Below are 25,550 nucleotides of genomic sequence, written 5' to 3'. Positions count from 1 at the left end.
TCGGGATCAGAGGAGCGTCAGGGGATCGGTGGAGCGGAGGTAGGATGTATCGCGGCCATGCCGGTGCGCCGTAGCGACCGCTCCTACAGGTGCTCAGACTTCCCGTAGGAGCGGCCCATGGCCGCGATAACCACGATCTAAAGGGCTAAAAATCTACAGCGGCTGACCACGCTTGCCGTGGCGGCTGACGAAGGCCTGGACGGCGGCCAGGTCGTTGGGCAGCACGGTGCAGCGCTCTTCCCTCTGCAGCAGGTCGGCCAGGTGGGTCGGCAGGCTGAGGGTCGCGCCGATGCCGGCCTTTTCCACCGCCTCGGGGAATTTGACCGGGTGGGCGGTGCCCAGCACCACCATGGGCGTGGCCAGGCTGCGCCGGCATTCGCGAGCGGCGCGCACGCCGATGGCGGTGTGCGGATCCAGCACCTCGCCGGTGGCGGCATACACCTCGGCGATGGTGGCGCAGGTCTCTTCATCGCTCACGGCGAGGGAATCGAACAGCTTGCGCGCTTCGGTCCAGCGATCGTCGGCCACCGTCAGGGTGCCGCTGCTGCGGAAATTCGCCATCAGCTCGGCCAGGGCCAGGCCGTCGCGACCGTGCAGGTCGAACAGCAGGCGCTCGAAATTGGACGAGACCATGATGTCCATGGACGGCGACAGCGTGGCTTCCAGCTGCTGCTTGTCGTAGCGGTTGCCCGACATGAAGCGGTGCAGGATGTCGTTGCGGTTGGTGGCCACCAACAGCTGGCTCACCGGCAGACCCATGTTGCGGGCCAGGTAGCCGGCGAAGATGTCGCCGAAGTTGCCGGTGGGTACCGAGAAGGCGATGGAGCGCGCCGGGGCGCCCAGCTGCAGGGCCGCGTGGAAGTAGTAGACGATCTGGGCCATGATCCGCGCCCAGTTGATCGAGTTGACCGCCACCAGCGGGGTGCCCTTGAGGAAACCCTGGTCGGCGAAGCTGGCCTTGACCATCTCCTGGCAGTCGTCGAAGTTGCCTTCGATGGCGATGTTGTGGATGTTGTCGCCCAGCAGCGTGGTCATCTGCCGGCGCTGCACTTCCGACACCCGCTGGTGCGGATGGAGGATGAAGATGTCCACGTTCTCGCAGCGCTTGCAGCCTTCGATGGCCGCCGAGCCGGTGTCGCCGGAGGTGGCGCCCATGATCACCACGCGCTCGCCGCGCTTGGCCAGCACATGGTCGAGCAGCCGCCCCAGCAGTTGCAGGGCGAAGTCCTTGAAGGCCAGGGTCGGGCCGTGGAACAGCTCCAGCACCCATTCGTTGGCGTCCAGCTGGCGCAGCGGCGCGATCGAGCTATGGGCGAAACCGGCGTAGGTCTCTTCCAGGATGGCCTTGAATTCGGCATCGGCGATGGAGCCGGCGACGAAGGGCTTCATCACCCGGAAGGCCAGCTCGTGGTAGGGCAGACCGGCCCAGGAGGCGATCTCCTCCAGGGAAAAGCGTGGCAGGTTCTCCGGCACATAGAGACCGCCATCGCTGGCGAGACCCGCCAGCAGCACTTCTTCGAAATTCAGCGCGGGCGCCTGGCCGCGGGTACTGATGTAACGCATGACTCGACCTCGGGAAAGACGGCGGCGCCGGGCGCCGCCAGGCTGCTCAGTTCAGGTGCTCGACGCGGATGCGGACGACATCGCCGACGACATCGTCCAGGGCTTCCAGCGCGGTGATGGCCTCGACCATGTGGCGCTCGGTCACGCGATGGGTCAGCAGGATCATGGGCACCAGGCCGTCATGTTCCTCGGCTTCCTTCTGCATGATGGACTCGATGTTGATGCCGCGCGCCGAGAGGATGCTCGCCACCTGGGCCAGCACGCCCGGGTGGTCCTTGGCCTGGATGCGCAGATAATAGGCGCTCTCGCAGGCCTCGATCGACAGCACCGGATGGTCGGACAGCGCATCGGGCTGGAAGGCCAGGTGCGGCACGCGATTCTCCGGATCCGAGGTCATGGCGCGCACCACGTCCACCAGGTCGGCCACCACCGCCGAGGCGGTCGGCTCCTGGCCGGCACCTGCGCCATAGAACAGCGTCGAGCCGACGGCGTCGCCATTGACCATCACCGCGTTCATCACGCCGTTGACGTTGGCGATCAGGCGATCGGCCGGGATCAGCGTCGGGTGTACCCGCAGCTCGATGCCCTGGTCGGTGCTGCGCGCCACGCCCAGATGCTTGATGCGATAGCCCAGTGCCTCGGCGTAGCCGACGTCGGCGGTGGTCAGGCGGGTGATGCCCTCGGTGTAGGCCTTGTCGAATTGCAGCGGGATGCCGAAGGCGATGGAGGCCAGGATGGTCAGCTTGTGGGCGGCATCGATGCCTTCCACGTCAAAGGTCGGATCGGCCTCGGCATAGCCCAGCGCCTGGGCTTCGGCCAGGACATCGGGAAAGGTGCGACCCTTCTCGCGCATCTCGGAGAGCATGAAGTTGCCGGTACCGTTGATGATGCCGGCCACCCAGTTGATGCGGTTGGCGGCCAGGCCTTCGCGCAGCGCCTTGATCACCGGGATGCCCCCGGCCACCGAGGCTTCGAAGGCGACGATCACGCCCTGCTCGCGCGCCTTGGCGAAGATCTCGTTGCCGTGCACGGCGATCAGCGCCTTGTTGGCGGTGACCACGTGCTTGCCGTTGGCGATGGCTCGCAGCACCAGTTCGCGGGCCAGGGTGTAGCCACCGATCAGCTCCACCACCACGTCGATCTCGGGATTGTCGGCCACCGCCAGGACCTCGGCGGTGATCGGCGTGCTACCGGTGTCGCATTGGGGATTGGGCCGGCGCTGGGCGATCTGCGCCACCTCGATACCCCGACCGGCGCGCCGGGCGATTTCCTCGGCGTTGCGCTTGAGTACGTTGAAGGTCCCGCTGCCCACGGTACCCAGACCACAGATGCCTACTTTGACCGGCTTCACACCCTTATCCCCATGTCGTGTGGGACCGCTCCGCGGCCCCGTTCATAACTCTGATTGAGGCGCCTAGCGGGCGCCGATTGCCGCTTCCGCCAGCTGGTCGGCCGGCTGGTAGCCCGGGATCATCTGGCCATCGGCGAGAATGATCGCCGGCGTGCCCTGGATACCCATGTTCTGCCCCAGCGCGAATTGCTGGGCGACCGGATTCTGGCAGCTCTCGGACTTGACCTCACGACCGGTGAACATCTGGTTCAGCGCCGCCGGCTTGTCCTTGGCGCACCACACCGCCTCCAGTTGCTTGGAGCCCGGCGAGCCCATGCCCTGGCGCGGGAAGGCCAGGTAGCGCACCTCGATGCCGCGCTTGTTCAGCTCGGGCACCTCGGCGTGCAGCTTCTGGCAATAGGGGCAGGTGGTGTCGGTGAAGACGGTGATGTGCGCCTTGGTCTCGCCCTGGGCGGGATAGACGATCATCTGGTTGCGATCGAGGCCATTGATCTGCCGCGCCACGGCGACGTTCTCCGCCTTCTCGGTCAGGTTGGAGGCCTTGCCGTCCTTGACCTGATACAGATAGCCCTGCATGACGAACTGGCCATCGCCGCTGGCATAGAGCACGCGCCCGCCCTTGAGCTGGACCTGGTAGAGGCCCTCCAGCGGACTCTTGGCGATGGACTCGATGGCGAGATTGGGTTGCAGCGCGGTCAGGCTCTGGCGAATGGCCTGCTCAGGTTCGGCCTGAGCCAGTTGCACGCCGAGCCCCAGGCAAGCGGCGAGCAACAGTTGGGAAATACGCATGTTTGACTCCTGTTGAGACGCCGGCAAGCCTACCACAGACCTGCCGGCTACGGCGGTCCCGCCCTACCCCCGCGGATGGTGCTGGGCGTGCAGTTGCTGCAGCCGCACGCGGGCGACGTGGGTGTAGATCTGGGTGGTGGACAGGCTGGTATGGCCGAGCAGCATCTGCACCGTGCGCAGGTCGGCGCCGTGATTGAGCAGATGGGTGGCGAAGGCGTGCCTCAGGGTATGCGGCGACAGCGAGGTGCGGATGCCGGCCACCTGGGCATGCAGCTTGATGCGGTGCCAGAAGGTCTGCCGAGTCATGGGCGTGCCGCGCTGGCTGGGAAAGAGGATGTCGCCGGGCTGGCCGCCCAGCAGCAATGGACGTGCGGTCTTCAGATAGCTTTCCAGCCAGGCGATGGCCTCTTCGCCCAGGGGGATCAGCCGCTCCTTGCTGCCCTTGCCGAAGACCCGCAGCGAACCCTCGCGCAGGTTGATCTCGTCCAGGGTCAGGCTGATCAGCTCGGTCACCCGCAGGCCGGTGGCATAGAGCACCTCGAGCATGGTGCGATCGCGCAGGCCCAGGGTGTCCTCAGTATCCGGCGCGGCCAACAGGGCTTCCACATCCGCCTCGGACAGGCTCTTGGGCAGCGGCGCACCCAGCTGCGGCATGCTCACCAGCAGCGTCGGGTCCTCGGCCAGCCGCCCCTCGCGCACCGCGTACTTGTAGAAGCTGCGCAGCCCGGAAAGGAAACGCGCCGTGGAGCGCGCCTGGTAACCCTCGCTCAGGCGCCAGCCGAGGTGATCGAGCACCGCGTCGCGGCCGACGGACTCCAGGGTCAGACCCCTGCCCTCCAGCCACCGGGCGAAGGCCAGCAGGTCGGTGCGGTAGGCGCTGCGGGTATGGGGCGATAGCCCCTTCTCCAGCCACAGGGCGTCGAGGAATTCCTCGATCAGCCGCTCGGCGTTCACGCGGCGAATCCGGGCAGCACCGGGGTCGGCTTGCCCTCGTCATCGACGGCGACAAAGCTGAAGGCGCCGTTGATGGCGCGTTCGCGGCCTTCCGCCAGCATGCCTTCGACGAAGACCTCCACCTGCACCTTGATGCTGGTGTTGCCGACCTTCACCACCCGGCCGATCAGCTCGACGATGGAGCCCGCGGGAATGGGATGGTTGAAATCGATGCGGTCGGTGGAGACCGTGACCAGCGGCTTGCGACAGAAGCGCGTCGCGGTGATGAAGGACACCTCGTCCATCCAGGCCAGGGCGGTGCCGCCGAACAGGGTGTCGTGATGATTGGTGGTGGGCGGGAAGACCGCCTTGGCCACCCGGGTTTCCGACAGCGCGGTGCGCCGCTGGATTTCCGCTTCGCGGGTCGTCATGTCTTACCTCGAACCTCAGAAACGAAAAAAGCAGCCGAAGCTGCTTTTTTCTGGTCACGCCGCGATCAGGAAAGCTTTTCCTTGATGCGGGCAGCCTTGCCGGACAATTCGCGCAGGTAGTACAGCTTGGCCTTGCGCACGTCACCGCGACGCTTGACGCTCAGGCTGTCGACCAGCGGGCTGTAGGTCTGGAAGGTACGCTCGACGCCAACGCCGTTGGAGATCTTGCGTACGGTGAAGGCGCTGTTCAGGCCGCGGTTACGCTTGCCGATCACCACGCCTTCGAAGGCCTGCAGACGCTGACGATCGCCTTCCTTCACCTTAACCTGGACAATCACGGTGTCGCCGGGGGCGAACGCCGGGATTTCTTTGTTCATCTGCTCAGCTTCGATCTGGGCAATGATTTTGTTGGTCATGTCACTCTGCTCCTAAGACAGGCCGCGGCCCGCCATCGATACCTAACTATCGTTCCACTGACGGAGGTATTCCGCCAACAGGTTCTGCTCTTCTCCAGAAAGCGAGCGGCCATCCAGAAGATCGGCGCGTCGCTCCGCAGTGCGTCCCAGGGACTGCTGCAGGCGCCAGCGCCGGATATGCTCGTGGTTACCACTGAGCAACACGTCGGGTACGCGACGGCCCTCGTACACCTCGGGTCGGGTGTAGTGCGGGCAATCGAGCAGGCCGTCGGTAAACGAGTCCTGCTCGGCGGAATCCGCATGCCCCAAGGCTCCAGGCAGCAGTCGCGTGACCCCATCGATCAGCACCATGGCCGGCAATTCACCGCCGGACAGCACATAGTCGCCAATCGACCATTCTTCATCCACGTGCGTCTCGATGAAACGCTCGTCGATGCCTTCGTAACGCCCGGCGATGAGGATCAGATGCTCCTCCTGCGCCAGTTCCCGTACCGCCGCCTGGTCGAGTTTGCGACCCTGGGGGGACAGGTAGATCACCTTCGCCGCCGAATCACCCTTGGCATCGGCCAGAGCACGCTCCAGCGGCTGGATCTTCATGACCATGCCAGGACCGCCGCCAAAGGGCCGGTCGTCCACGGTCTGGTGACGATCCTCGGTATAGCTGCGCGGGTTGTAGCAGGTCAGCTCCAGGAGCCCCTGCTTCATCGCGCGACCGCTCACGCCATAGGCGCTGACGGCCTCGAACATCTCGGGAAAGAGGCTGATGACATCGATACGCATGGATCAGAAATCCGCGTCCCAGTCGACCTGCATCTCGCCCTTGGCCAGATCCACCGCCAGCACGTACTGGTCGGGCAGATAGGGCAACAGACGCTCACGATCGTCGAGGCTGCCAGCACAGGGCTTGACCACCATGACATCGTTGGCCCCGGTCTCCAGCAGATGATCCACCACGCCCAGCCACTGGCCTTCGCGATTGATCACCTTGAGACCTTCCAGCTGATGCCAGTAGTAGTCACCGGCGCCCAGCTGGGGCAATTCACTGCGCGGCACGCAGATCTCGAAACCGGCCATCAGGCGGGCTTCTTCGCGATCGTCCAGGCCCTGCAGACGTACCGTCAGGACCTTGCCGTGCATCCGACCGCCGAGCACCTTGACCTGCCGGGTCTCGCCTTCGCGCCGCAGCGTCCAGGTCCGATAGTCCAGCAGATTGTCGAGCGGATCGGTAAAGGAGTAGATCTTGAGCTCACCACGTACGCCAAAGACCGAAACTATCTTGCCCAGGACCACTAGGTCGGGGGCGGAGGTCGGCGTACTCATGGTCTTCAGGCGGTAGCCTGAGCGCTCTTCAGCAGCTGAGCGACGCGCTCGGACGGCTGGGCGCCCTGCGACAGCCAGTAGTTGGCGCGCTCTTGGTCCACCGACAGACGGATTTCGGCGCCGCTAGCCACCGGGTTGAAGAAACCGATGCGCTCGACGAAACGACCATCGCGCGCATTGCGGCTGTTGGTCACGGTCAGGTGGTAGAAGGGGCGCTTCTTGGAGCCGCCACGGGCTAGACGGATGGTTACCATTGAACTTCGTTCCTGTAGTCGGTGCTTGTAGCTGTGGGCACACTGGGCCACATGGCCCGAAAGGCCGCATATTCTAAGGGCTGTTACCCGGTTTGCCAATGGCTTTCAACGGCACCCTCGGCATAGCGGCAGCCTGGAGACTCCAGCGGTGGAGCCCCGTCGCTCGCGAAGGTGCATCAGCACTGGTGCCGACGCCCCTCGCAGAGCCCTTTCCGATGCCGGCCATCTGGCGACGGGCGGCACCCGGAAATCACATCTTCGGCATGCCGCCGCCGGGGAACATGCTGCCCATGCCGCGCATCATCTTGGCCATGCCGCCCTTGGCGGTGACCTTCTTCATCATCTTCTGCATCTGCTTGTGCTGCTTGATGAGGCGGCCGACGTCCTGCACCTGGGTGCCGGAACCCAGGGCGATGCGCTTCTTGCGCGAGCCGCTGATCAGCTCCGGATCGCGGCGCTCGGCCGGGGTCATGGAGTCGATGATGGCTTCCATCTGCTTGAAATGCTTTTCTGCGGCGCCCTGGGCGCTGCCCATCTGCTGGATGTTCATGCCACCCATCATGGTCGGCAGCTTGTCCATCAGCGAACCCAGGCCGCCCATGTTCTTCATCTGGCGCAACTGGTCGCGGAAGTCTTCGAGATCGAAGCCCTTGCCCTTCTTGAGCTTCTTGGCCAGCTTGTCGGCCTTTTCGCGATCCAGGGTCTGTTCGGCCTGCTCGATCAGCGAGAGGACGTCGCCCATGCCGAGGATGCGCGAGGCGACGCGATCCGGGTGGAAGGGATCGAGGGCTTCGCTCTTCTCGCCCATGCCGATGAACTTGATCGGCTTGCCGGTGATGTGGCGGACCGACAGGGCGGCACCGCCCCGGGCATCGCCGTCGACCTTGGTCAGGATCACGCCGGTGAGCGGCAAGGCGTCGTTGAAGGCCTTGGCGGTGTTGGCGGCGTCCTGACCAGTCATGGCGTCGACCACGAACAGGGTCTCGGCCGGCTTGGTGGCGGCATGGACCTGCTGGATCTCCGCCATCATCTCGCTATCGATGTGCAGGCGACCGGCGGTGTCGACGATGACCACGTCGATGAACTTGAGCTTGGCTTCGCGGATGGCGGCCTGGGCGATCTCCACCGGCTTCTGGCTGATGTCGGAGGGGAAGAAGGTTACGCCCACCTCCCCGGCCAGGGTTTCCAGCTGCTTGATGGCGGCCGGACGATAGACGTCGGCGGAGACGACCATGACGGTCTTCTTCTTGCGCTCCTTGAGGAAGCGCGCCAGCTTGCCCGCGGTGGTGGTCTTGCCCGCGCCCTGCAGGCCGGCCATGAGGATGACCGCCGGCGGCGCGACGTTGAGCGCCAGGTCTTCGTTGGCCGCGCCCATGATGGCTTCGAGCTCGGCGCGCACGATCTTCACGAAGGCCTGGCCCGGGGTCAGACTCTTGGACACCTCGGTGCCGACCGCCCGCTCCTTGACCCGATTGACGAACTCCTTGACCACCGGCAGGGCGACGTCCGCCTCGAGCAGCGCCATGCGCACCTCGCGCAGGGTGTCCTTGATGTTGTCTTCGGTGAGCTTGGCCTTGCCGGTAATGTGGCGCAGGCTTTGGGACAGGCGGTCTGTGAGATTCTCGAACATGCGGACATCCAGGGCAGAAACGGCGGCTGACCGGCAAGTATAACGAAAGAGCGCCTGAGCAGGGATAGCCGCCAGGGCCGCTACCGCGTGAAACCGTCAGCAGGGCCTGGATCGGCGAGCCGCTAAGGCAGGAGAGCGAGGCACCGACGCCAGGGCCGGTGCCTGCGGGGAGGGGATCAGAAGATCAGCGAGAAGATGCCGATGACCACCACCAGGCCGATCAGAAAGATGATGCCCATGGTACCGCCGAGAAATTTAAGCATGGTCGCGACCTCTTCAAGATATGTACCTCTTGGGACCACCCGCTGGCGGCCAGGGTTCGCCCAGCCTGGCCAGCCGGCGCCAAGGCGCGGCTCAGACTTTCTGTACCGCCCTGTCTGTGCCACACTCGCCTGCTTTCCGCTCTGCTGAAACCGGACCATGCACGCCCTGCTGCCCACCCTCCTGGCCGCCGCCCTCTATCTGCTCGCGACCCTCTACCAGGGCAGTTGCCTGCTGCGCAAACAGCCGTCGAGCAAGCCCCTGGTCCTGGGCGCCGGCATCCTGGCCCTGCTGCCCCACGCCCTGGCCGTCTATCTGCAGCTGATCCTCGAACCGACCCTGAGCCTGGACTTCTTCGACGCCTCCAGCCTGATCTCGGCGACCGCCATCGCGCTGATGCTGATCGGCTGCCTGCGCATGCCGCTGCAACCGCTGCTGGTGCTGGTCTATCCCCTCGGTGCCATCACCGCGCTGCTGGCCGAATTCGTGCCACCGGGCACCGTGACGCCGCTGGACGTGTCGCCCAAGATCGTCGTGCATGTGCTGCTGTCGATCATCGCCTACGGGCTCTTCACCCTGGCGGTGCTGCAGTCGCTGCTGCTGCTGATCCAGGATCGCCAGCTCAAGAACAAGCACCCGTCCGGGCTGATCCGCAGCTTTCCCCCGCTGCAGACCATGGAAAGCCTGCTATTCGGCTTTCTCTGGGCCGGCTGGGTGGTGCTGTCGCTGTCGCTGATCTCCGGCTGGTTCTTTGTCGAGGACATGTTCGCCCAGCACCTGGTGCACAAGACGGTTCTCTCCTGCATCGCCTGGGTGGTGTTCGGCATTCTGCTGTGGGGGCGCAATCGCCTGGGCTGGCGCGGCCACCGGGCGATCCGTTGGACGCTGCTGGGCTTCATCCTGCTGATGCTGGCCTATTTCGGCAGCAAGCTGGTGCGGGAATTCATCCTGCATCGTTGACAGTCGTCGTTCCACTACCTGCATAATCAGGCGACCGAACCACGTTCGGCGCGATCCGGCCAACAGCCGCTTCGCGCCCGGCACGTCATAACAGGTCGTCCCGCCCGTCCCCATCCTCGGACAGCCGCTGCCCCACCGGGCCGCTCCGGCAGACGCCTCCTACAAGAACGACTGCCCGGTACCCCTGCATGTCCACGACCGCTGCCGCCTTCGACGCGCCCACCTCCGTGCCGCGCAACTCCCCCACTCGCGTGGCCACCGCCAGCTTCATCGGCACCGCCATCGAGTTCTACGACTTCTACGTCTATGCCACGGCCGCGGCCCTGGTGATCGGCCCGGTGTTCTTTCCCCAGGGCGCGGGCATGGCCCAGACCCTCAGCGCCTTCATCACCTTTGGCATCGCCTTCCTGGCGCGGCCGCTGGGTTCGCTGCTGTTCGGCCACTTCGGCGATCGCATCGGGCGCAAGTCCACCCTGGTGGCCTCGCTGCTGCTGATGGGCATCTCCACCACCCTGATCGGCCTCCTGCCCGGCTACGCCAGCATCGGCGTCTGGGCACCGATCCTGCTCTGCCTGCTGAGGTTCGGCCAGGGCCTGGGCTTGGGTGGCGAATGGGGCGGCGCGGCGCTGCTGGCCACCGAGAACGCCCCGCCCGGCAAGCGCGCCTGGTTCGGCATGTTTCCCCAGCTCGGTCCTTCCATCGGCTTTCTCATGGCCAACGGTCTGTTCCTGGCCCTGGCGCTGCTGCTGGACGACGAGCAATTCCGCGCCTGGGGCTGGCGCATCCCCTTCCTGCTCAGCGCCCTGCTGGTGGTGGTCGGCCTCTATGTGCGGCTGTCGCTGCACGAGACGCCGGTGTTCGCCGAGGCCATGGCGCGGCGTGAGAAGCTGCGCCTGCCCATGGTCGAGACCTTCGGCAAGCACGGCAAGGCGGTGCTGCTGGGCGCCCTGAGCATGGTGGTGTGCTACGCCCTCTTCTATATCTCCACGGTGTTCTCGCTGAGCTACGGGGTGAAGAATCTCGGCTACAGCCGCCAGGAATTCCTCGGCCTGCTCTGTGTGGCCGTGCTGTTCATGGCCCTGGCCACGCCGCTGTCGGCCTGGCTGGCCGATCGCTTCGGCCGCAAGCCGGTACTGGCGGCCAGCGCCATCGCCGCCCTGCTGTCGGGCTTCGCCATGGAGCCGCTGCTGACCCACGGCTCCAGTCAGGCGGTCGGCCTGTTCCTGGCCTTGGAGCTGTTTCTCATGGGCATGACCTTCGGTCCCATGGGCGCCCTGCTACCGGAAATCTTCCCCACCCGGGTGCGCTACACCGGTGCCTCGGCGGCCTACAACCTGGGCGGCATCCTCGGCGCCTCCCTGGCGCCCTACGCCGCGCAGCAACTGGTGGAGGCCGGTGGCCTGAGCTGGGTGGGCGGCTATGTCTCGGCAGCAGCGGCCATCAGCCTGGTGGCGGTGCTCTGTATGCGCGAGACGCGCGACCAGTCGCTGTAGATCTCTCCAGCCAATGAAAAAGGGCCCCGCGGGGCCCTTTTTCGTGGTGCGCAGCCGGCCTTACAGCTCGACCTTCACCGCCTGGGACGCACGCACGGCCTTGGCCCGGGCGGCTTCGATGCTTTCGTCGCGGGCCAGGGCGACGCCCATGCGCCGCTGCCCCTTCACCTCCGGCTTGCCGAACAGGCGCAGCGCGGTGTCGGGTTCGGCCAGGGCCGCGCCGAGGTTGGCGAAGGCGGTCTGCCGCGAATCGCCGTCCACCAGGATCACCGCCGAGGCCGAGGGACCGAACTGGCGGATGGTGGGGATCGGCAGGCCGAGGATGGCCCGGGCATGCAGGGCGAATTCGGAGAGATCCTGGGAGATCAGGGTAACCAGGCCGGTGTCGTGGGGCCGCGGGGAGACCTCGCTGAACCAGACCTGGTCGCCCTTGACGAACAGTTCCACGCCGAACAGGCCGCGACCGCCCAGGGCCTCGGTGACCGCGCGGGCGACCCGCTCGGACTCGGCCAGGGCCTTCTCGCTCATGGCCTGGGGCTGCCAGGACTCGTGGTAGTCGCCCTTGACCTGGCGATGCCCGACCGGCGCGCAGAAGGAGGTACCGCCGACGTGGCGCACGGTCAGCAGGGTGATCTCGTAGTCGAAGTCGACGAAGCCCTCGACGATCACCCGGCCCTTGCCGGCGCGACCGCCTTCCTGGGCGTATTGCCAGGCGGCCTGCAGCTCGTCGGCGCTGCGCAGCAGGCTCTGGCCCTTGCCCGAGGAACTCATGATCGGCTTGACCACGCAGGGATAGCCCAGCGCCTCGGCGGCGGCGGCATAGTCTTCGTAGGTGTCGGCGAAGTGATAGGGCGAGGTGGGCAGGCCCAGTTCCTCGGCGGCGAGGCGACGGATGCCTTCGCGATTCATGGTGAGCTGGGCGGCGCGGGCGGTGGGCACCACGGTGTAGCCCTCGCCTTCCAGCTCCACCAGGGTGGCGGTGGCGATGGCTTCGATTTCCGGCACGATGAAGTGCGGCTGCTCGCGCTCGATCACCGCGCGCAGGGCGGCCCCGTCGAGCATGTCGATGACGTGGCTGCGATGAGCGACCTGCATGGCCGGGGCATCGGCGTAGCGATCCACGGCGATGACCTCGACGCCCAGGCGCTGCAGTTCGATGACGACTTCCTTGCCCAGTTCGCCGGAGCCGCAGAGCAGCACGCGGGTGGCGCTGGGGGACAGGGGGGTACCGATACGGGGCATGACAGATCTCTCCGGCTGATGTCAGGTCAGGAAGGCCGCACCGCCCGCCCGCGCCCGCTCGCTGCAGCGCAGCAGCACCTCGCGGCGCTCGCTGTCGCTCATGGACATCCAGCGGGTGATCTCGGCGGCGCTGCGCTGGCAACCGATGCAGATGTCCTGTTCGTCCAGGGCACAGACATGGACGCAGGGCGAACGCACGGGTGAATCGGCGGTGGTCATGCGGCTTCCCTCGAATGGCCGCGCATTGTGCCCGTTAATGCCCGACTTGGCATGTGCCTTTACCTTGCCGATACCGCTCAATCCCGCCTGGGCGGTGCCTTGAGCACGATACCGGCGTCGTACAGCAGATTGACCAGTTCGACGATGATCACCGCCGTCAGCCCCCAGATGCGGTGCTCGCCATACTGATAGCTGGGCACCTGCCAGCGCAGGCCGTCGTGATCGACCCTGAGGGTGTAATCCGGTGGCACCTCGCAGAAGAACTGCAGGGGCACGCTGAAGATCGCGGCGATCTCGGCTTCGCTGGGTACGTATTCGAGCTGATCGGGGATCAGCGCGACGATGGGGGTCACCGCCAGGCCGTAGCGCGACACCAGCGGACTCAGGGGGGCGATCACCTCCACCAGGCCCGGTGGCAGTCCGACCTCTTCCTCGGCCTCGCGCAGGGCAGTGGCGACCAGATCGGCGTCCTCGGGATCGCGCCGGCCGCCCGGCAAGGCCACCTCGCCGCCGTGGGTGGACAGGTTGCTGGCCCTCAGGGTGAGCAGCAACTCGGGATGCTCGCCACGGATGATGGGCACCAGCACCGCCGCTTCCTGGTAGCTCTCGGTGCCGCTCAGGGTGCGCGGCTGATAGTGACGCAGGCGCTGGAGCAACTCATCCACGCCGGAATTCTCCCTTGCTCATCGTATCCCCTGGATCATGGCACGCCCGTCGGGCAATCCCAAGCCCAGCCATCGCTTGCGAGGCCCGGGATCGCCCCGGCACACTGCAGCAAAACGAGGATGAACCATGAAGCATTGCAATCACTGTGGCGGACTGCTGGAAGAACGCCTTCCCGCGGGTGACAACCGGATGCGCCTGGTCTGCAGCCAGTGCGGCGCAGTGCATTATCAGAATCCGCGGGTGGTGGCCGGCTGCCTGGCGACCTGGGAGGGCAAGGTGCTGCTCTGCCAGCGCGCCATCGAACCGCGCAAGGGTTACTGGACGCTGCCGGCGGGCTTCATGGAAAACGGCGAGACCACCACCGAGGCCGCCGCCCGCGAGACCTTCGAGGAAGCCGGCGCGACCGTGCAGGGCCTGGAGCTCTATACTCTCTTCGACCTGCCGCACATCGACCAGATCTACATGCTGTTCCGCGGCGAACTGGTCGACGGCCGCTTTGGCGTCGGCGAGGAAAGCCTCGACGTGCGCCTTCTGGACGAAGCCGACATCCCCTGGTCGTCTCTGGCTTTTCCGACCATCAAGCGGACACTAGAATGCTTTTTCGCCGACCGCCGTCGCGGCGAGTTTTCCCTGCGCCATGAAGGCATGGCGCCTATGGTGGTCGCACCCAAGCCTGCCTAAGGGCCTGTTCAAAGTCTGCTGCGCGTCGGCCCAACGTCGTTGAAAATGCCTTCGGAATGCTCATTTACTATCTGTAAACTCCGCTTCTTCAGCCATTTTCGCCTTGTTTGTCTCTAGCTCGCGAGACCTTGAACAGGCCCTGAGCTCTTCCGAGGATCTACCCGACATGCGTCCGTTGCACCTGTTGTTGGCGCTCTGCTATGTGCTGTGCGGTTCGTTGCTTCCCCAGCTGGCCCAGGCCAGTACCAGCGTCACGGTGATCCGCCAGCCGGCTGCGCCGCTGATCGACAAGGTGCTGGTCATCAAGTCGCGCAATCAGCTGCAACTGCTCAGCGGCGATACCGTGATGAAGTCCTATCGCATCTCGCTGGGCAAGAATCCCCGCGGCCCCAAGGTGCGCGAGGGCGACAAGCGCACCCCGGAAGGCTTCTACTGGATCGACTGGCGCAAGACCAGCGACAAGTTCAACCTGGCCATGCACATCTCCTATCCCAATCGTGAGGACCTGGCCCGCGCCAGCCAGGCCGGCGTGCGTCCCGGCAGCATGATCATGCTGCACGGCACCCCCATCGACGAGGAGTACCCGGAGTGGTACTTCAACTCGCTGAACTGGACCGAGGGCTGCATCGCCATGACCAACCACGACATGCGCGAGGTCTGGGGCCTGGTCAAGGATGGCACCCTGATCGAGATCCGCCCCTGAGCCTCAGGCCGTCAGGCCGTCAGGCGGTAGCCCTGCAACCGCCGCCTGAGTCCCTGCCCTACCCCGCCACCTGCTCCGCCGGCGAGACGATGGTGGTCTTGCCGCGCGACCGACCACTGCTGAGGTAGTCGGCGATGGACTCCTGGGTGACCTCGCCGAGGAAGTCGTTGTCGGCGCTGAGCACCGGCAGCCAGGAGCTGTTGAACTGGTACATGCGCGACAGCAGGATGCGCAGGTGCTCGTCGAAGGCCGCGGTGGCCTTGAACGGGGTGACGAAGGGCGCCACCGGGCCGCTCTGCCCGCGCAGGTCACGCCGGCGCACGTAGCCCAGGCCCTTGTTGGCGGCATCCGTCACCACCAGGTAGCGGCGATCGTGCTCTTCCATCAGTTCCACGGCATCGCCGATCAGGGTCTCGGCCTGGATCGAGGGCGCGTTGTCGGCCGCATCCTCGGCGCGGATCAGCAGGAGACGCTTCAAGGTGCTGTCCTGGCCGACGAAGTTGCTGACGAAGTCGTCCTTGGGATGGGCCAGCAGGGTGTCAGGGTGGTCGAACTGCACCAGGCGGCCGCCGCGGAACACGGCGATCTTGTCGCCCAGGCGGATGGCCTCGTCGATGTCGTGGCTGACCATGATCACCGTCTTGTTCAGTGCCCGCTGCATCTGGAAGAACTCGTTCTGGATGGCATCGCGGTTGATCGGATCCACCGCGCCGAAGGGTTCGTCCATCAGCAGCAGCGGCGCCTCGGCCGCCAGGGCGCGGATCACCCCGATACGCTGTTGCTGGCCTCCGGACAGCTCGCGCGGATAGCGCGACAGGTACTGCTTGGGATCGAGCTGCACCATGCTCATCAACTCGGTGGCGCGCTCGCGGCACTTCTTCTTGTCCCAGCCCAAGAGCTTGGGCACCACGGTGATGTTTTCCTCGATGGTCATATTGGGGAACAGACCGATCTGCTGGATCACGTAGCCGATATGGCGTCTGAGGGTCACCTCGTCGATGCCGGTGGTGTCCTCGCCATTGATCAGCACCCGGCCCGAGGTGGGCTCGATCAGGCGGTTGATCATCTTCAGGGTGGTGGTCTTGCCGCAGCCGGAGGGGCCGAGGAAGACGCAGATCTGGCCCTCCTCCACGGTGAGGCTCACGGCGTCCACCGCGGTCACGTCCTTGCCGTGCTGCTTGAAGGTCTTGGTCAGGCGGTCGAGTTCGATCATCTGGGACTCCTTAAGGGGCGCTGCGCAGGCCGCGCGGGGTGAGGCGGCGTTGCAGCCACTGCAGGACGAGGTCGGCGACGATGGCCAGCAGGCTGACCAGCACCGCGCCGACGATGAGGGTGGCCATGTCGCTGCGACTGATGGAGGTGAGGATGAGCACGCCCAGGCCGCCGGCGCCGATGGTGGCGGCGATGGTCATGACGCCGATGTTCATAACCACGGCGGTGCGCACCCCGGCCAGGATCACCGGCAGGGCGATGGGCAGTTCGACCATGCGCAGGCGCTGCCAGAAGGTCATGCCGATACCGGCACCCGCCTCGCGGATGCCCGGCTCGACGCTGGTCAGCGCCAGGTAGGTGTTTCTCAGGATCGGCAGCAGCGAATAGAGGAACACCGCGGTGATGGCCGGCAGCGGACCGAGGCCCTGGCCGAACTTGGAATAGAACGGCAGCAGCAGCCCGAACAGGGCGATGGAGGGCAGCGTCATGACCACCGTGGCCACCGCCTGCAGCGGTCCGGCCAGCCAGGGATAGCGGGTCATGAGGATGCCCAGGGGCACGCCCACCAGGATCGCCAGGGTTACGGCGATCCCCACCAGGGTGATGTGCTGGCGAGTCAGTTCGAGGACCTGCAGCCAGTCGATGTGATTGAAGGAGGTGACGAAATCCATGGGTCATTGCCCTCCGTCTAGGGGGTGCTGGGCGAGGAAGTCGCGGGCCACCTGGGCCGGCGTCTGCCGCTCGATGTCCACCTTGGCGTTGAGCTGGCGCATGGTGGCCTGGTCCAGGCTTTCCGCCAGGGGCCTCAGCAGCTCGGCGAGATCCGGGTGCTTTTCCAGATACTTGGCGTTGACCACGGGGGCAGCGGTGTAGTCGGGGAAATAGCCCTTGTCGTCTTCCAGCACCTTGAGCCTGAAGGCGTCCAGGCGGCCGTCGGTGGTGTAGACCAGGCCGGTGAAGACCTGGCCGTTACGCAGGGCGGTGTAGACCAGGCCCGGGTCCATCTGGCGGATGTCGTCCCGGGTGTAGCTCAGGCCATAGGCCTTGACCAGGCCGGCGAGGCCATCGGAGCGGTTGGCAAATTCGATGTCCAGCGCGGTGAGGTGCTGCTTGCCGGCCTCGGCCTTGAGCAGTCCGGCCAGGTCGCTGATGCTGTTCAGCTCGGGATGCTGTCGAGCGATCTTCTCCGGCAACGCCAGGGCATAGGTGTTGTTGAAGCGGGTGGGCGCCAGCCAGGCCAGACCGACCTTGGCGTCCAGCTGCTTGACCCGCTGGTAGGAGGCCTCCTTGTCCAGTCGTTCGGTGACATGGTTGTAGGCCACCAGGGAGGTGCCGGTGTATTCCCAGGTGAGGTCGAGCTGGGCGTTCTTCACGCCGTTCCAGGCGATGGTGCTGCCCAGGCCGCCGACGATCTCCGGCTGATAGCCGTGGCGGGACAGATACTGCCCGGTGAGTTCGGCGAGGATGGCCTGCTCGGTAAAGACCTTGGCGCCGATGCGGATCGGATCGGCCTGGGCAGCGCTGGCCAGCGTCAGCCCGAACCAGGCGGCGCCCAGGGCGATAAGCAACTTCTTCATCTCGTCTCCTTAGCGGGCCAGGCCGCGTTCCAGCCAGAGGCGACTGGCGAGCAGCACCAGGCCGTCCAGCAGCAGCGCCAGCAGCGCCGTGGCGGCGGCGCCCAGCAGCAGCTGCGACTGGTTCTCCAGGGCGATGGCGGGAAAGATCAGGCTGCCCAGGCTGTTGGCGCCGATGAGAAACACCAGCGGCGTGGTGCCGACGTTGATCGCCAGGGCGACCCGCACCCCGCCGATGATGATGGGCACGGCATTGGGCAGCTCCACCTTGGTCAGCACCTGGGTGGGGGTCATGCCGATGCCGGTGGCAGCCTCCTTGAGCGAGGCCGGCACGTTCTTCAGCCCCTCGTAGGTGTTGCGTACGATGGGCAGCAGCGAGGCCAGGAACAGCGCCAGGATCGCCGGGCCATCGCCGATGCCGACGATGCCCAGGGCGATGGCCAGCACCGCCAGCGGCGGCACGGTATTGCCGATGTTGAACACCTGCATGAAGCGCTCGGCGCTGCGGGCGAAGGCTGGCCGACTCAGCAGCACCCCGGCGGGGATGCCTACCAGCAGGGCCAGGACCATGGAGACGGCTACCAGATAGAGATGAGCCTGGAGATAGAACCAGAGGTCTGCGCGATAGGTACGCAGCGTATCCATACCGATCCAGTGCACCAGCAGTGCCAGGATCACCCCTCCCACGGCCGTGCCGAGCAGGAGGGTCTTGAACTTCGCCATGTCAGGCTCCTTCAACGGGCGGACAGGCCGCATGCCTTCCGAGTGCGGACCTCGCACGGGGGCGAGGCGCAGGACGGCTGTCCGGGTTCAGGGTCGAGACACAGCAGGGCATGGCGGGTATGCCGGCTGGACCAACGGGGCACTGCGGATCTCTGATCTGCCTAGCCCTTGGGTGTCGCTCCGGGGGAACGACATGGCGCCTTGTCTCGACCGAAGAGATTGACGTCCATCGCAGTCGATAGTTCGCCAGCTCCTTTTCAGGCTAACCCAATAGACTCGCTCAATGCCAACCCGATCATGCAAAGCGGAACGTCTTGACAGGGTGAAAGGCCCGGCCGAGAGGCCCGGACAGCCGGCAAAAAGCGAGAGTCGCGCGCTAGAGCCCTCGGCGAATGTGTGACGATAAATTTAATACGCTTACTGTTAGCTGCTTTGCAGTACCAGCGCGACGCCTGTCACGGATGCCGAGGCAAGCCACGGCGGTTTCGTGGAGCGGCACACAGCTCAGCTGACGTACGGTCATAACTGAAACATCTTTCTGTGAGCCAGTGCGGTGACGGGGTTTTGGCACCCCTTTATCATGCCGACGAATGGCTGACGCTTTGAGGGATCATTCAGCCATACCAAGGTCAATAGGTGGCCCAGTGATAGCACCAAGCGCCATTTCTGGAACCGCTATAAAAACAGACTATTCACCGAGCTAACTTCAAAGGGAACGTTATGAATGACATGACGGCTTGTGCATCGTTGGACTCCGCTGTTCTCTCCTCTGCCCCCGTAATGCTGCTGCAACCCAAGGTGGAAAATTGGGTGGTGGTGTATGCGCACGGCGGCCTGATCGCCGAATTCAGCGACGAGGCCTCGGCCCGCCGCGAAGCCGAGCAGTGGGCCGGGATCTGCCTGCGTCGCTAAAGACCGCTTTCGAATGACCTGCCTGCGCCATATAAAGATGGAAAGCAGTCACAGGCAGTTCATTACCCGCGCTACCCTTCTTCCTGCCCTGCCCAGGGGCCGCGCTGCCCGAATCCAGCCGCCGCGGCGTCCCGCTCCAAGCTGCCCGCCAGTCTACCCAGCTCGCATTTCCGCGGTTTTCGCCCGGCATTAACGTTGTCTGGCGCACCTTCTGAGCCTTGCACTGCAACTTCCCGGCGCCTCTTCAGGCCTCATGGCGGATCGGGCCACGACCGCCCGACGTTCCTACGTCTTCCGTCACTGTCCGGGACCTTGCCGATGACGCTACGCCTGAAATCCAAGCTCACCCTGTTGTTCACCCTGCTTTGCAGTCTGGCTGCCATGCCGGTCGCCCAGGCCGCCACACGGGACTTCCCCACCGATCTCGTGGGCCTGAATTTTTCCGGCGCCGGGTTCGCGCCCCACGTACTGCCGGGCAAACCGGGAACCAACTACTTCTTTCCCGACGCCGGCCATTACCGACGCTGGGCGGCCAAGGGCATCCGGGTGATCCGCTTCCCGGTCATCTGGGAGCGCCTCCAGCCCACGCTGGGACAACCCCTGGATCCCGCCTACGCCAAGCTGATCGACCAGACCCTGGACAACGCCAAGCGCTATCGCATGAGCGTGATCCTGGATCTGCACAACTACATGAGATACCGCGGCCAGGTCATCGGCAGCGCGGCGGTGCCCTATCCGGCCTACGCCGATGTCCTGCGCCGGATCGCCCAGCGCTGGCACGAGCACCCCGCCCTCGCCGCCTACGACATCATGAACGAGCCCCACGATGCCGTGGAGCAATGGCCGGTGGCCGCCCAGCACGGTATCGACGCGGTGCGCGAGGTGGATCGGGCGCGTCCGCTCCTGATCGAAGGCAATGGCTGGTCCAGCAGCTATCTCTGGCCGCGCTACAACGCCAAGCTGCTCGGTCTCAAGGATCCGGCCGACAACCTGATCTATTCGGCGCACGTCTATTTCGACAATGACGGTGGCGGTAAGTACCTCAAGAAGGACATGACCGACTTCGATCCCGACGTCGGCATCCGCCGGGTCGAGCCCTTCATCACCTGGCTTAAGCAGCACGGCAAGCGCGGCCACATCGGCGAGTTCGGCGTGCCGGACAACGACCCCCGCTGGCTGGCCGCCATGGACCGCTTGCTGGCGCGGCTGCGCCAGGAATGCATCCCGGCCATGTACTGGGCAGCCGGCCCCAACTGGGGCGACTATCCGCTGGCGATCGAACCGGTCAAGGGCAAGCCCCGCCCACAATGGAAGGTGCTGCAAAAGTACGTGAAGCCGGCCGATTGCCAGACCCTGGGTCCCCGCTGAGCGAAGCGCCGCCAGGCAGCACGGGCGGCGCCTTCTTGCAGTCAGGTGACAACTTGTCTGGAAATCGGTGACTGCAATCACAAAACGCCGGGTCAGGGACGGCCTAGCAAGAACTTGCTGGATTTTGGCGATCAAAATGTAACAGCAAGTAATAGTTCGACTATTAAGAAGCTTGCGACGCACAAGAGCCAGGATGCCATGTCAGCTTTCACGTTCCCGCACTACCCCTCCGCTCTTTCCCCCTAACGGCAGCGCTGCATCCGTTCGCCTCTTCTTGCCGCACCCTCAGGGATATCCCATGGAAAGATTTGTCGCTTTGGATAGCTTTCGCGGTCTGTTGGCCGTCGCCGTCGTGCTGTTTCACACCTATGTCGCTCAGGCCGCCTCGGAAAATCCGCTGATCGCCAACGCCTACCTGTTTGTCGAGTTCTTCTTCGTGCTCAGCGGCTTCGTGCTCATGCACACCTATGAGAGCCGGCTGCGCACCCTGGACGATTATCGCGACTTCGCCATCAGTCGCGCGACGCGGATCCTGCCGCTGCATCTGGCCATGCTGGGTCTCTATGTGCTGCTGGAGTGCGGTCGCCTGCTGGCGGAAAAACTGGGAGTCGGCTTCAACGATCCGGCGTTCAGCGGCGCCACCGCGCCCGAGCAATTCCTGCCCAATCTGTTGCTGCTGCAATCCTGGCTGGGCCAGGCCATCACCGGCTCCTTCAACTACCCATCCTGGAGCATCAGCATCGAGTTCTACCTCTATCTGATCTTCGGCCTGCTGGTGCTCAAGGGCCAGGGTCATCAGCGCCAGTGGTTCCTGGCGATCGCCCTGCTGGCCTTCGTGCAGCTGCTGTTTCCCTTCCTGCCGCTGAAGACCGAAATCTTTCGCGGTCTGTCGTGCTTTTTCGCCGGCGCCTGCACCTATCGCCTCTATGTCTGGATCAAGCAGCACAACAGCGGACAATTCGGTGGCACCCTGCTGGAACTGGCCTGCCTGATCGCCGGCGCCGCGGTGATGACCTCTGATCTGCCGGTGCCCAAGAAAGGCGTGCTGGCGACCCTGGTGTTCTGCGTCACCATCCTCACCTTCGCCTTCGAGCGCGGCCTGGTCTCCAGCGTGCTGCATCACGGCCTCTTCGTGCGCCTGGGGGTACTGTCCTATTCGATCTACCTGTGCCACGCCGCGGTGATCTTCGTGGTCAAGAGCGCCTTCATCGTGTTGGGCAAGTTGCTGCACCAGGACCTCACGGTGGTGGCGCCCTCCCATGACGCCCCGCTGCCCTTCATGATCCGCTACATCGCCACCGGCAGCGTCTTGCTGGACAACCTGGTGGTGGTGGTGGAACTGGCGGTGGTCTTCGCCTTCGCCTGCCTGACCCACAGATACATCGAGGTCCCGGGCATGGCGCTGGGCAAGCGTCTGGTGCGCCGCAAACGCACCCCACCCTGCTGCGACGGCAACATCCAGCCGCAGCGCTGAGCGGCGCCTGGTGCAGCCCTACCGACCTCAAGCCGGTGGGGCCGCCCTCTGCTATACTCCGCCCCCTCTTTTTTCGCTCTCGCCCAGGTTCATCCATGACCACCCAGGCCGCCGAAGTCGCCAAGCGCCGTACCTTCGCCATCATTTCCCACCCCGACGCGGGCAAGACCACCATCACCGAAAAGCTGCTGCTGATGGGCCAGGCCATCGCCGTCGCGGGTACGGTGAAGTCGCGCAAATCCGACCGGCACGCGACCTCCGACTGGATGGAGATGGAAAAGCAGCGCGGCATCTCCATCACCACCTCGGTGATGCAGTTCCCCTATCGCGAGCACATGATCAACCTGCTCGACACCCCCGGCCACGAAGACTTCTCCGAAGACACCTACCGCACCCTGACCGCGGTGGACTCGGCGCTGATGGTGCTCGACGGCGGCAAGGGCGTCGAACCCCGCACCATCGCTCTGATGGACGTCTGCCGCCTGCGCGACACGCCCATCGTCAGCTTCATAAACAAGCTCGACCGCGACATCCGCGATCCCATCGAACTGCTCGACGAGATCGAGGCGGTGCTCAAGATCAAGGCCGCGCCCATCACCTGGCCGATCGGCAGCTATCGCGACTTCAAGGGCGTCTATCACCTCTCGGACGACCGCATCTACGTCTATACCCCCGGTCATGGCCACGAGCGCATCGCCACCAAGACCATCGACAAGCTGGACTCCGACGAGGCCCGCGCGCACCTGGGCGATCTCTACGAGCGCTTCGTCGAGGAGCTGGAGCTGGTCCAGGGCGCCTGCCACGAATTCGATGGCGAGGCCTTCCTGCGCGGCGAGATGACCCCGGTATTCTTTGGTACCGCGCTGGGCAACTTCGGCGTCGACCAGGTGCTCGACGCCGTGGTCGACTGGGCTCCGCGCCCGCTGTCGCGCGCCGCTCACGAGCGGGTGGTGGAGCCGGTGGAAGAGAAGTTCTCCGGCTTCGTGTTCAAGATCCAGGCAAACATGGATCCCAAGCACCGCGACCGCATCGCCTTCATGCGCATCTGCTCGGGCAAGTACGAGAAGGGTATGAAACTGCGCCATGTGCGCATCAAGAAGGATCTGAAGATCGCCGACGCCCTGACCTTCTTCTCCAGCGAGCGCGAGCACCTGGACGAGGCCTTCGCCGGCGACATCATCGGCCTGCACAACCATGGCACCATCCAGATCGGCGACACCTTCACCGAAGGCGAAGCCCTGGGCTTCACCGGTATCCCGCACTTCGCCCCGGAACTGTTCCGCCGCGTGCGCCTGAAGGATCCGCTGAAATCCAAGCAGCTGCGCCAGGGTCTGCAGGAACTGGCCGAGGAAGGCGCCACCCAAGTGTTCTTCCCCGAGCGCAACAACGACATCGTGCTTGGCGCGGTGGGTGTGCTGCAGTTCGACGTAGTCGCCAGCCGCCTGAAGGAAGAATACAAGGTGGAGTGCGCCTACGAGGCCATCAACGTTTGGTCGGCGCGCTGGATCGAATGCGACGACAAGAAGAAGCTCGAAGACTTCAAGAACAAGGCCTTCGAGAACCTGGCGGTGGACGGCGGCGGGCACCTCACCTACCTGGCGCCGACCCGGGTCAACCTGGCGCTGATGGAAGAGCGCTGGCCGGAGATCAAATTCCGCGCCACCCGCGAGCACCACTAAGCCCTACTGTCCTGACCGGTGCGCCTGGCGCCGGTCAGGCGTACCGCCCTCCTCCCGAATAGTCCAGGCGGAGCTCCGGCTCTCCTGTCAGGTCTGCGCGAATCAGTCCCGGTCGGAAGACTCGGCCGCGGCTTCCAGCTCGACCATCGTCAGCTCCAGTTCCGCCCGCTCGGTCCACTGGCCGTCCAGCTCGGTGCGTACCGCCACGCCCAGTTCCTTGAAGTCGGCCACCTGCTTGACCAGGTTGCCCGGCCCGCCCACCAGTTGGCCGCAGGCCTTGCGATAGGCTTCGCCGGCCTTGTCCAGACTCTTGCCGATGCCGTCCATGCTGCCGAGAAAAGTGCGCAGCTTGTCGTAGACCTTGCCCGCGCGCTCGGCCAGTTCGGCGGTGTGGCGATTCTGGTCTTCGAAGCGCCAGAGCTGGCGGACGATGTTGAGGCTGGTCAGGAGGGTGGTCGGCGTCGCCACCAGGACATTCTGCTCGATGGCGCGCTGGAACAGACTCTCGTCGGCCTTGAGCGCCTCGACGAAGGCCGATTCGATGGGGATGAACAGGAAGACCATCTCCGGCGAATTCAGCCCCGGCAGGCTGAAGTATTCGCGATCGGCCAGTTCGCGGATACGCTCGCCCACGGCGCGCACGTGCTCGCCCAGGGCCAGGCGCCGCTCGCCCTCGTCTTCGCTGTTGACGTAGCGGGTATAGGCGTTGAGCGACACCTTGGCGTCCACCACCAGGTGCTTCTTCTGTGGCAGATGGACCAGCACGTCCGGCCGCCGGCGGCCGGTCTCGGTGGTGAAGCTGCGTTCGCGGACGAAGTCGCGCCCCTCGCGCAGGCCCGAGCGTTCCAACACGTTTTCCAGGATGAGTTCGCCCCAGTTGCCCTGGGCCTTCTTCTGGCCGCGCAGGGCGGTGGCCAGGTCGTGGGCCTCCTGGGTGATCTGGCGGTTGAGCTCCTTGAGGTCGAGCAGTTGCTGGCCGAGGGCCGCCTGCTGCTGCACATCCTTGTGGTGGATGTCCTCGACCTTGGCGCGAAAACCCTCGATCTGCTCGCGGAAGGGCCGTAGCAGCGCATCCAGGGATTGCTGGCTGTGCTGGGCGAAGGCCTGGCCCTTGGCGTCGAAGATGCGTCCGGCCAGTTGCTCGAATTCCAGCTTGAGTTGCTCGCGACTCTCGCGCAGCAGCTGTTGCTGCGCCTGGAAGTGCTCTTCCTTCTGCTCCAGGGTGGTCCGGAGCGTCGCGTGTTCTTCGGTCAGGCGCGCATGGCGTTCCTGCACCTCGGCATGCAGCTGCTGCTCGCGGTGCTGGCGCTCGCGCACCTCGGCGAGCTGCTCCTGGATGCCCTGCAGCTGGGCGCGGGTGGCCTCGGCCAGGGCGTGCTGTTCGGCGGCCTGCAGCTGGGCCTGGCGGGTCTGCTGGCGCAACTCGGCTTCCAGCTCGCGATTGGCCTCCAGCTGGCGCTGCAGGGCGGCGGTGCGTTCGCGCTCGGCGCCCAGCTCCACCACCTGGCGACCATTGGCCAGCTCGGCGCGTTGCAGATCGTCGCGCAGCATGTCGTAGCGCTCGGCGGCGCTGTCGAGTTGCTGTTGCAGATAGCGCTGGCGCCCGGTCAGCCAGACGGCCGAACCCGCCCAGCCGGCCAGCAGCAACAGGGGAAGCACAAGGGAAACGAAAGGCAGGGAAGTCATGGCGCTCTCA

The 25,550-nt window shown here is 65.2% G+C and carries 26 protein-coding genes and 1 pseudogene; 8 read left to right on the top strand and 19 right to left on the bottom strand.

Going from position 1 to position 25,550, the window contains the following annotated elements; all coding sequences use genetic code 11:
• Positions 1-153: 153 nt before the first annotated feature.
• The 11 genes from thrC to ACZ5R1_RS04720 all read right to left on the bottom strand — a co-directional run bounded on the left by thrC (position 154) and on the right by ACZ5R1_RS04720 (position 9,109).
• The gene (gene thrC / locus ACZ5R1_RS04770; protein WP_288402784.1) at positions 154-1,563 is read right to left on the bottom strand and encodes a threonine synthase; all 1,410 of its coding nucleotides are present in this window, start codon (positions 1,561-1,563) and stop codon (positions 154-156) included.
• Positions 1,564-1,609: 46 nt separating this feature from the next.
• On the bottom strand, positions 1,610-2,914 hold the full coding sequence (locus ACZ5R1_RS04765) for a homoserine dehydrogenase (protein WP_288402787.1): 1,305 nt from the start codon (positions 2,912-2,914) through the stop codon (positions 1,610-1,612).
• 63 nt (positions 2,915-2,977) lie between these two features.
• A complete protein-coding gene (locus tag ACZ5R1_RS04760; protein WP_007160960.1) occupies positions 2,978-3,703 on the bottom strand; it encodes a thioredoxin fold domain-containing protein in 726 nt (241 codons plus the stop codon).
• A 63-nt stretch (positions 3,704-3,766) separates the two neighbouring features.
• On the bottom strand, positions 3,767-4,657 hold the full coding sequence (xerD, locus tag ACZ5R1_RS04755; RefSeq protein WP_007160959.1) for a site-specific tyrosine recombinase XerD: 891 nt from the start codon (positions 4,655-4,657) through the stop codon (positions 3,767-3,769).
• Entirely contained in the window at positions 4,654-5,067 is a 414-nt protein-coding gene (locus tag ACZ5R1_RS04750; protein WP_007160958.1) for an acyl-CoA thioesterase, read from the bottom strand. The genes xerD and ACZ5R1_RS04750 overlap by 4 nt, the downstream gene beginning before the upstream one ends.
• Positions 5,068-5,132: 65 nt before the next feature.
• Positions 5,133-5,483 carry a 50S ribosomal protein L19 gene (rplS, locus tag ACZ5R1_RS04745; protein WP_007160957.1) on the bottom strand — a complete coding sequence of 117 codons (351 nt, stop codon included), beginning with the start codon at positions 5,481-5,483 and terminating at the stop codon, positions 5,133-5,135.
• 42 nt (positions 5,484-5,525) lie between these two features.
• Positions 5,526-6,263 carry a tRNA (guanosine(37)-N1)-methyltransferase TrmD gene (gene trmD / locus ACZ5R1_RS04740; protein WP_288504749.1) on the bottom strand — a complete coding sequence of 246 codons (738 nt, stop codon included), beginning with the start codon at positions 6,261-6,263 and terminating at the stop codon, positions 5,526-5,528.
• A gap of 3 nt (positions 6,264-6,266) precedes the next feature.
• Entirely contained in the window at positions 6,267-6,803 is a 537-nt protein-coding gene (gene rimM / locus ACZ5R1_RS04735; RefSeq protein ID WP_007160955.1) for a ribosome maturation factor RimM, read from the bottom strand.
• A gap of 5 nt (positions 6,804-6,808) precedes the next feature.
• Positions 6,809-7,057: a 30S ribosomal protein S16 gene (rpsP, locus tag ACZ5R1_RS04730; RefSeq protein ID WP_007160954.1), complete on the bottom strand. Its 249-nt coding sequence runs from the start codon at positions 7,055-7,057 to the stop codon at positions 6,809-6,811.
• Between the two features lie 250 nt (positions 7,058-7,307).
• Complete coding sequence (gene ffh / locus ACZ5R1_RS04725) at positions 7,308-8,687, bottom strand: signal recognition particle protein (RefSeq protein WP_464712828.1); 1,380 nt, start codon at positions 8,685-8,687, stop codon at positions 7,308-7,310.
• A 176-nt stretch (positions 8,688-8,863) separates the two neighbouring features.
• On the bottom strand, positions 8,864-9,109 hold the full coding sequence (locus tag ACZ5R1_RS04720; protein ID WP_169854828.1) for a small membrane protein YohP: 246 nt from the start codon (positions 9,107-9,109) through the stop codon (positions 8,864-8,866).
• Between ACZ5R1_RS04720 and ACZ5R1_RS04715 the strand changes: the two genes are divergently transcribed.
• Together ACZ5R1_RS04715 and ACZ5R1_RS04710 are read left to right on the top strand one after the other, a co-directional pair.
• Positions 9,108-9,908: a cytochrome C assembly family protein gene (locus ACZ5R1_RS04715; protein WP_007160952.1), complete on the top strand. Its 801-nt coding sequence runs from the start codon at positions 9,108-9,110 to the stop codon at positions 9,906-9,908. The genes ACZ5R1_RS04720 and ACZ5R1_RS04715 overlap by 2 nt on opposite strands.
• Before the next feature lie 188 nt (positions 9,909-10,096).
• Complete coding sequence (locus tag ACZ5R1_RS04710; RefSeq protein ID WP_027600217.1) at positions 10,097-11,401, top strand: MFS transporter; 1,305 nt, start codon at positions 10,097-10,099, stop codon at positions 11,399-11,401.
• Between the two features lie 60 nt (positions 11,402-11,461).
• Here the strand turns inward: ACZ5R1_RS04710 and purT are convergent, their stop codons facing one another.
• The 3 genes from purT to ACZ5R1_RS04695 form a co-directional block, all read right to left on the bottom strand.
• Complete coding sequence (purT, locus tag ACZ5R1_RS04705) at positions 11,462-12,643, bottom strand: formate-dependent phosphoribosylglycinamide formyltransferase (protein ID WP_027600216.1); 1,182 nt, start codon at positions 12,641-12,643, stop codon at positions 11,462-11,464.
• A 21-nt stretch (positions 12,644-12,664) separates the two neighbouring features.
• On the bottom strand, positions 12,665-12,862 hold the full coding sequence (locus ACZ5R1_RS04700; protein WP_007160948.1) for a DUF1289 domain-containing protein: 198 nt from the start codon (positions 12,860-12,862) through the stop codon (positions 12,665-12,667).
• A 77-nt stretch (positions 12,863-12,939) separates the two neighbouring features.
• Positions 12,940-13,527 carry a CoA pyrophosphatase gene (locus tag ACZ5R1_RS04695; protein ID WP_007160947.1) on the bottom strand — a complete coding sequence of 196 codons (588 nt, stop codon included), beginning with the start codon at positions 13,525-13,527 and terminating at the stop codon, positions 12,940-12,942.
• Positions 13,528-13,654: 127 nt separating this feature from the next.
• Here ACZ5R1_RS04695 and ACZ5R1_RS04690 point away from each other — a divergent pair, with 127 nt between their 5' ends.
• Positions 13,655-14,209: an NUDIX hydrolase gene (locus ACZ5R1_RS04690; protein WP_027600215.1), complete on the top strand. Its 555-nt coding sequence runs from the start codon at positions 13,655-13,657 to the stop codon at positions 14,207-14,209.
• Between the two features lie 280 nt (positions 14,210-14,489).
• Positions 14,490-14,912 (top strand): annotated as a pseudogene (locus ACZ5R1_RS04685) (L,D-transpeptidase family protein); the annotation flags it as partial.
• Between the two features lie 58 nt (positions 14,913-14,970).
• Here ACZ5R1_RS04685 and ACZ5R1_RS04680 read toward each other — a convergent pair.
• Genes ACZ5R1_RS04680 through ACZ5R1_RS04665 form a run of 4 tightly spaced genes read right to left on the bottom strand, consistent with a single transcriptional unit; the run spans position 14,971 to position 18,421 of the window.
• Positions 14,971-16,125, bottom strand: coding sequence for an ABC transporter ATP-binding protein (locus tag ACZ5R1_RS04680; RefSeq protein WP_027600828.1), 1,155 nt, complete (start codon positions 16,123-16,125; stop codon positions 14,971-14,973).
• A 10-nt stretch (positions 16,126-16,135) separates the two neighbouring features.
• A complete protein-coding gene (locus ACZ5R1_RS04675; protein ID WP_007160943.1) occupies positions 16,136-16,795 on the bottom strand; it encodes an ABC transporter permease in 660 nt (219 codons plus the stop codon).
• 3 nt (positions 16,796-16,798) lie between these two features.
• A complete protein-coding gene (locus ACZ5R1_RS04670; RefSeq protein WP_042137128.1) occupies positions 16,799-17,701 on the bottom strand; it encodes a glycine betaine ABC transporter substrate-binding protein in 903 nt (300 codons plus the stop codon).
• 9 nt (positions 17,702-17,710) lie between these two features.
• Positions 17,711-18,421 (bottom strand): ABC transporter permease, encoded by a 711-nt coding sequence (locus ACZ5R1_RS04665; RefSeq protein WP_042137126.1) that lies wholly within the window; start codon positions 18,419-18,421, stop codon positions 17,711-17,713.
• 780 nt (positions 18,422-19,201) lie between these two features.
• Here ACZ5R1_RS04665 and ACZ5R1_RS04660 point away from each other — a divergent pair.
• From ACZ5R1_RS04660 to ACZ5R1_RS04645, 4 genes are all read left to right on the top strand, one after another.
• Positions 19,202-19,333 (top strand): hypothetical protein, encoded by a 132-nt coding sequence (locus ACZ5R1_RS04660; RefSeq protein WP_007160940.1) that lies wholly within the window; start codon positions 19,202-19,204, stop codon positions 19,331-19,333.
• Between the two features lie 318 nt (positions 19,334-19,651).
• Complete coding sequence (locus tag ACZ5R1_RS04655; protein ID WP_074583942.1) at positions 19,652-20,701, top strand: glycoside hydrolase family 5 protein; 1,050 nt, start codon at positions 19,652-19,654, stop codon at positions 20,699-20,701.
• Between the two features lie 298 nt (positions 20,702-20,999).
• Positions 21,000-22,175 (top strand): acyltransferase family protein, encoded by a 1,176-nt coding sequence (locus ACZ5R1_RS04650; RefSeq protein WP_027600831.1) that lies wholly within the window; start codon positions 21,000-21,002, stop codon positions 22,173-22,175.
• A gap of 95 nt (positions 22,176-22,270) precedes the next feature.
• Entirely contained in the window at positions 22,271-23,854 is a 1,584-nt protein-coding gene (locus ACZ5R1_RS04645) for a peptide chain release factor 3 (protein WP_007160937.1), read from the top strand.
• Positions 23,855-23,956: 102 nt separating this feature from the next.
• Here the strand turns inward: ACZ5R1_RS04645 and ACZ5R1_RS04640 are convergent, their stop codons facing one another.
• On the bottom strand, positions 23,957-25,540 hold the full coding sequence (locus tag ACZ5R1_RS04640) for a DNA recombination protein RmuC (RefSeq protein WP_007160936.1): 1,584 nt from the start codon (positions 25,538-25,540) through the stop codon (positions 23,957-23,959).
• Positions 25,541-25,550: the final 10 nt, after the last annotated feature.

The organism is Pseudomonas sp. Pso3, assembly GCF_055393275.1.
Note: the sequence above shows the minus strand (reverse complement) of the source record. Positions and strands in the feature narration are given on the sequence as shown.

Coding starts and splice junctions, on each gene's coding strand:
- ffh (WP_464712828.1), bottom strand. CDS start 8,687: ATGTTCGAGAATCTCACAGACCGCCTGTCCCAAAGCCTGCGCCACATT.
- ACZ5R1_RS04665 (WP_042137126.1), bottom strand. CDS start 18,421: ATGGCGAAGTTCAAGACCCTCCTGCTCGGCACGGCCGTGGGAGGGGTG.
- ACZ5R1_RS04720 (WP_169854828.1), bottom strand. CDS start 9,109: ATGGTCCGGTTTCAGCAGAGCGGAAAGCAGGCGAGTGTGGCACAGACA.
- ACZ5R1_RS04690 (WP_027600215.1), top strand. CDS start 13,655: ATGAAGCATTGCAATCACTGTGGCGGACTGCTGGAAGAACGCCTTCCC.
- ACZ5R1_RS04670 (WP_042137128.1), bottom strand. CDS start 17,701: ATGAAGAAGTTGCTTATCGCCCTGGGCGCCGCCTGGTTCGGGCTGACG.
- ACZ5R1_RS04655 (WP_074583942.1), top strand. CDS start 19,652: ATGACGCTACGCCTGAAATCCAAGCTCACCCTGTTGTTCACCCTGCTT.
- trmD (WP_288504749.1), bottom strand. CDS start 6,263: ATGCGTATCGATGTCATCAGCCTCTTTCCCGAGATGTTCGAGGCCGTC.
- rimM (WP_007160955.1), bottom strand. CDS start 6,803: ATGAGTACGCCGACCTCCGCCCCCGACCTAGTGGTCCTGGGCAAGATA.
- ACZ5R1_RS04675 (WP_007160943.1), bottom strand. CDS start 16,795: ATGGATTTCGTCACCTCCTTCAATCACATCGACTGGCTGCAGGTCCTC.
- ACZ5R1_RS04650 (WP_027600831.1), top strand. CDS start 21,000: ATGGAAAGATTTGTCGCTTTGGATAGCTTTCGCGGTCTGTTGGCCGTC.
- ACZ5R1_RS04715 (WP_007160952.1), top strand. CDS start 9,108: ATGCACGCCCTGCTGCCCACCCTCCTGGCCGCCGCCCTCTATCTGCTC.
- thrC (WP_288402784.1), bottom strand. CDS start 1,563: ATGCGTTACATCAGTACCCGCGGCCAGGCGCCCGCGCTGAATTTCGAA.
- ACZ5R1_RS04710 (WP_027600217.1), top strand. CDS start 10,097: ATGTCCACGACCGCTGCCGCCTTCGACGCGCCCACCTCCGTGCCGCGC.
- ACZ5R1_RS04660 (WP_007160940.1), top strand. CDS start 19,202: ATGCTGCTGCAACCCAAGGTGGAAAATTGGGTGGTGGTGTATGCGCAC.
- purT (WP_027600216.1), bottom strand. CDS start 12,643: ATGCCCCGTATCGGTACCCCCCTGTCCCCCAGCGCCACCCGCGTGCTG.
- rplS (WP_007160957.1), bottom strand. CDS start 5,483: ATGACCAACAAAATCATTGCCCAGATCGAAGCTGAGCAGATGAACAAA.
- ACZ5R1_RS04750 (WP_007160958.1), bottom strand. CDS start 5,067: ATGACGACCCGCGAAGCGGAAATCCAGCGGCGCACCGCGCTGTCGGAA.
- rpsP (WP_007160954.1), bottom strand. CDS start 7,057: ATGGTAACCATCCGTCTAGCCCGTGGCGGCTCCAAGAAGCGCCCCTTC.
- ACZ5R1_RS04680 (WP_027600828.1), bottom strand. CDS start 16,125: ATGATCGAACTCGACCGCCTGACCAAGACCTTCAAGCAGCACGGCAAG.
- ACZ5R1_RS04700 (WP_007160948.1), bottom strand. CDS start 12,862: ATGACCACCGCCGATTCACCCGTGCGTTCGCCCTGCGTCCATGTCTGT.
- ACZ5R1_RS04645 (WP_007160937.1), top strand. CDS start 22,271: ATGACCACCCAGGCCGCCGAAGTCGCCAAGCGCCGTACCTTCGCCATC.
- ACZ5R1_RS04760 (WP_007160960.1), bottom strand. CDS start 3,703: ATGCGTATTTCCCAACTGTTGCTCGCCGCTTGCCTGGGGCTCGGCGTG.
- ACZ5R1_RS04640 (WP_007160936.1), bottom strand. CDS start 25,540: ATGACTTCCCTGCCTTTCGTTTCCCTTGTGCTTCCCCTGTTGCTGCTG.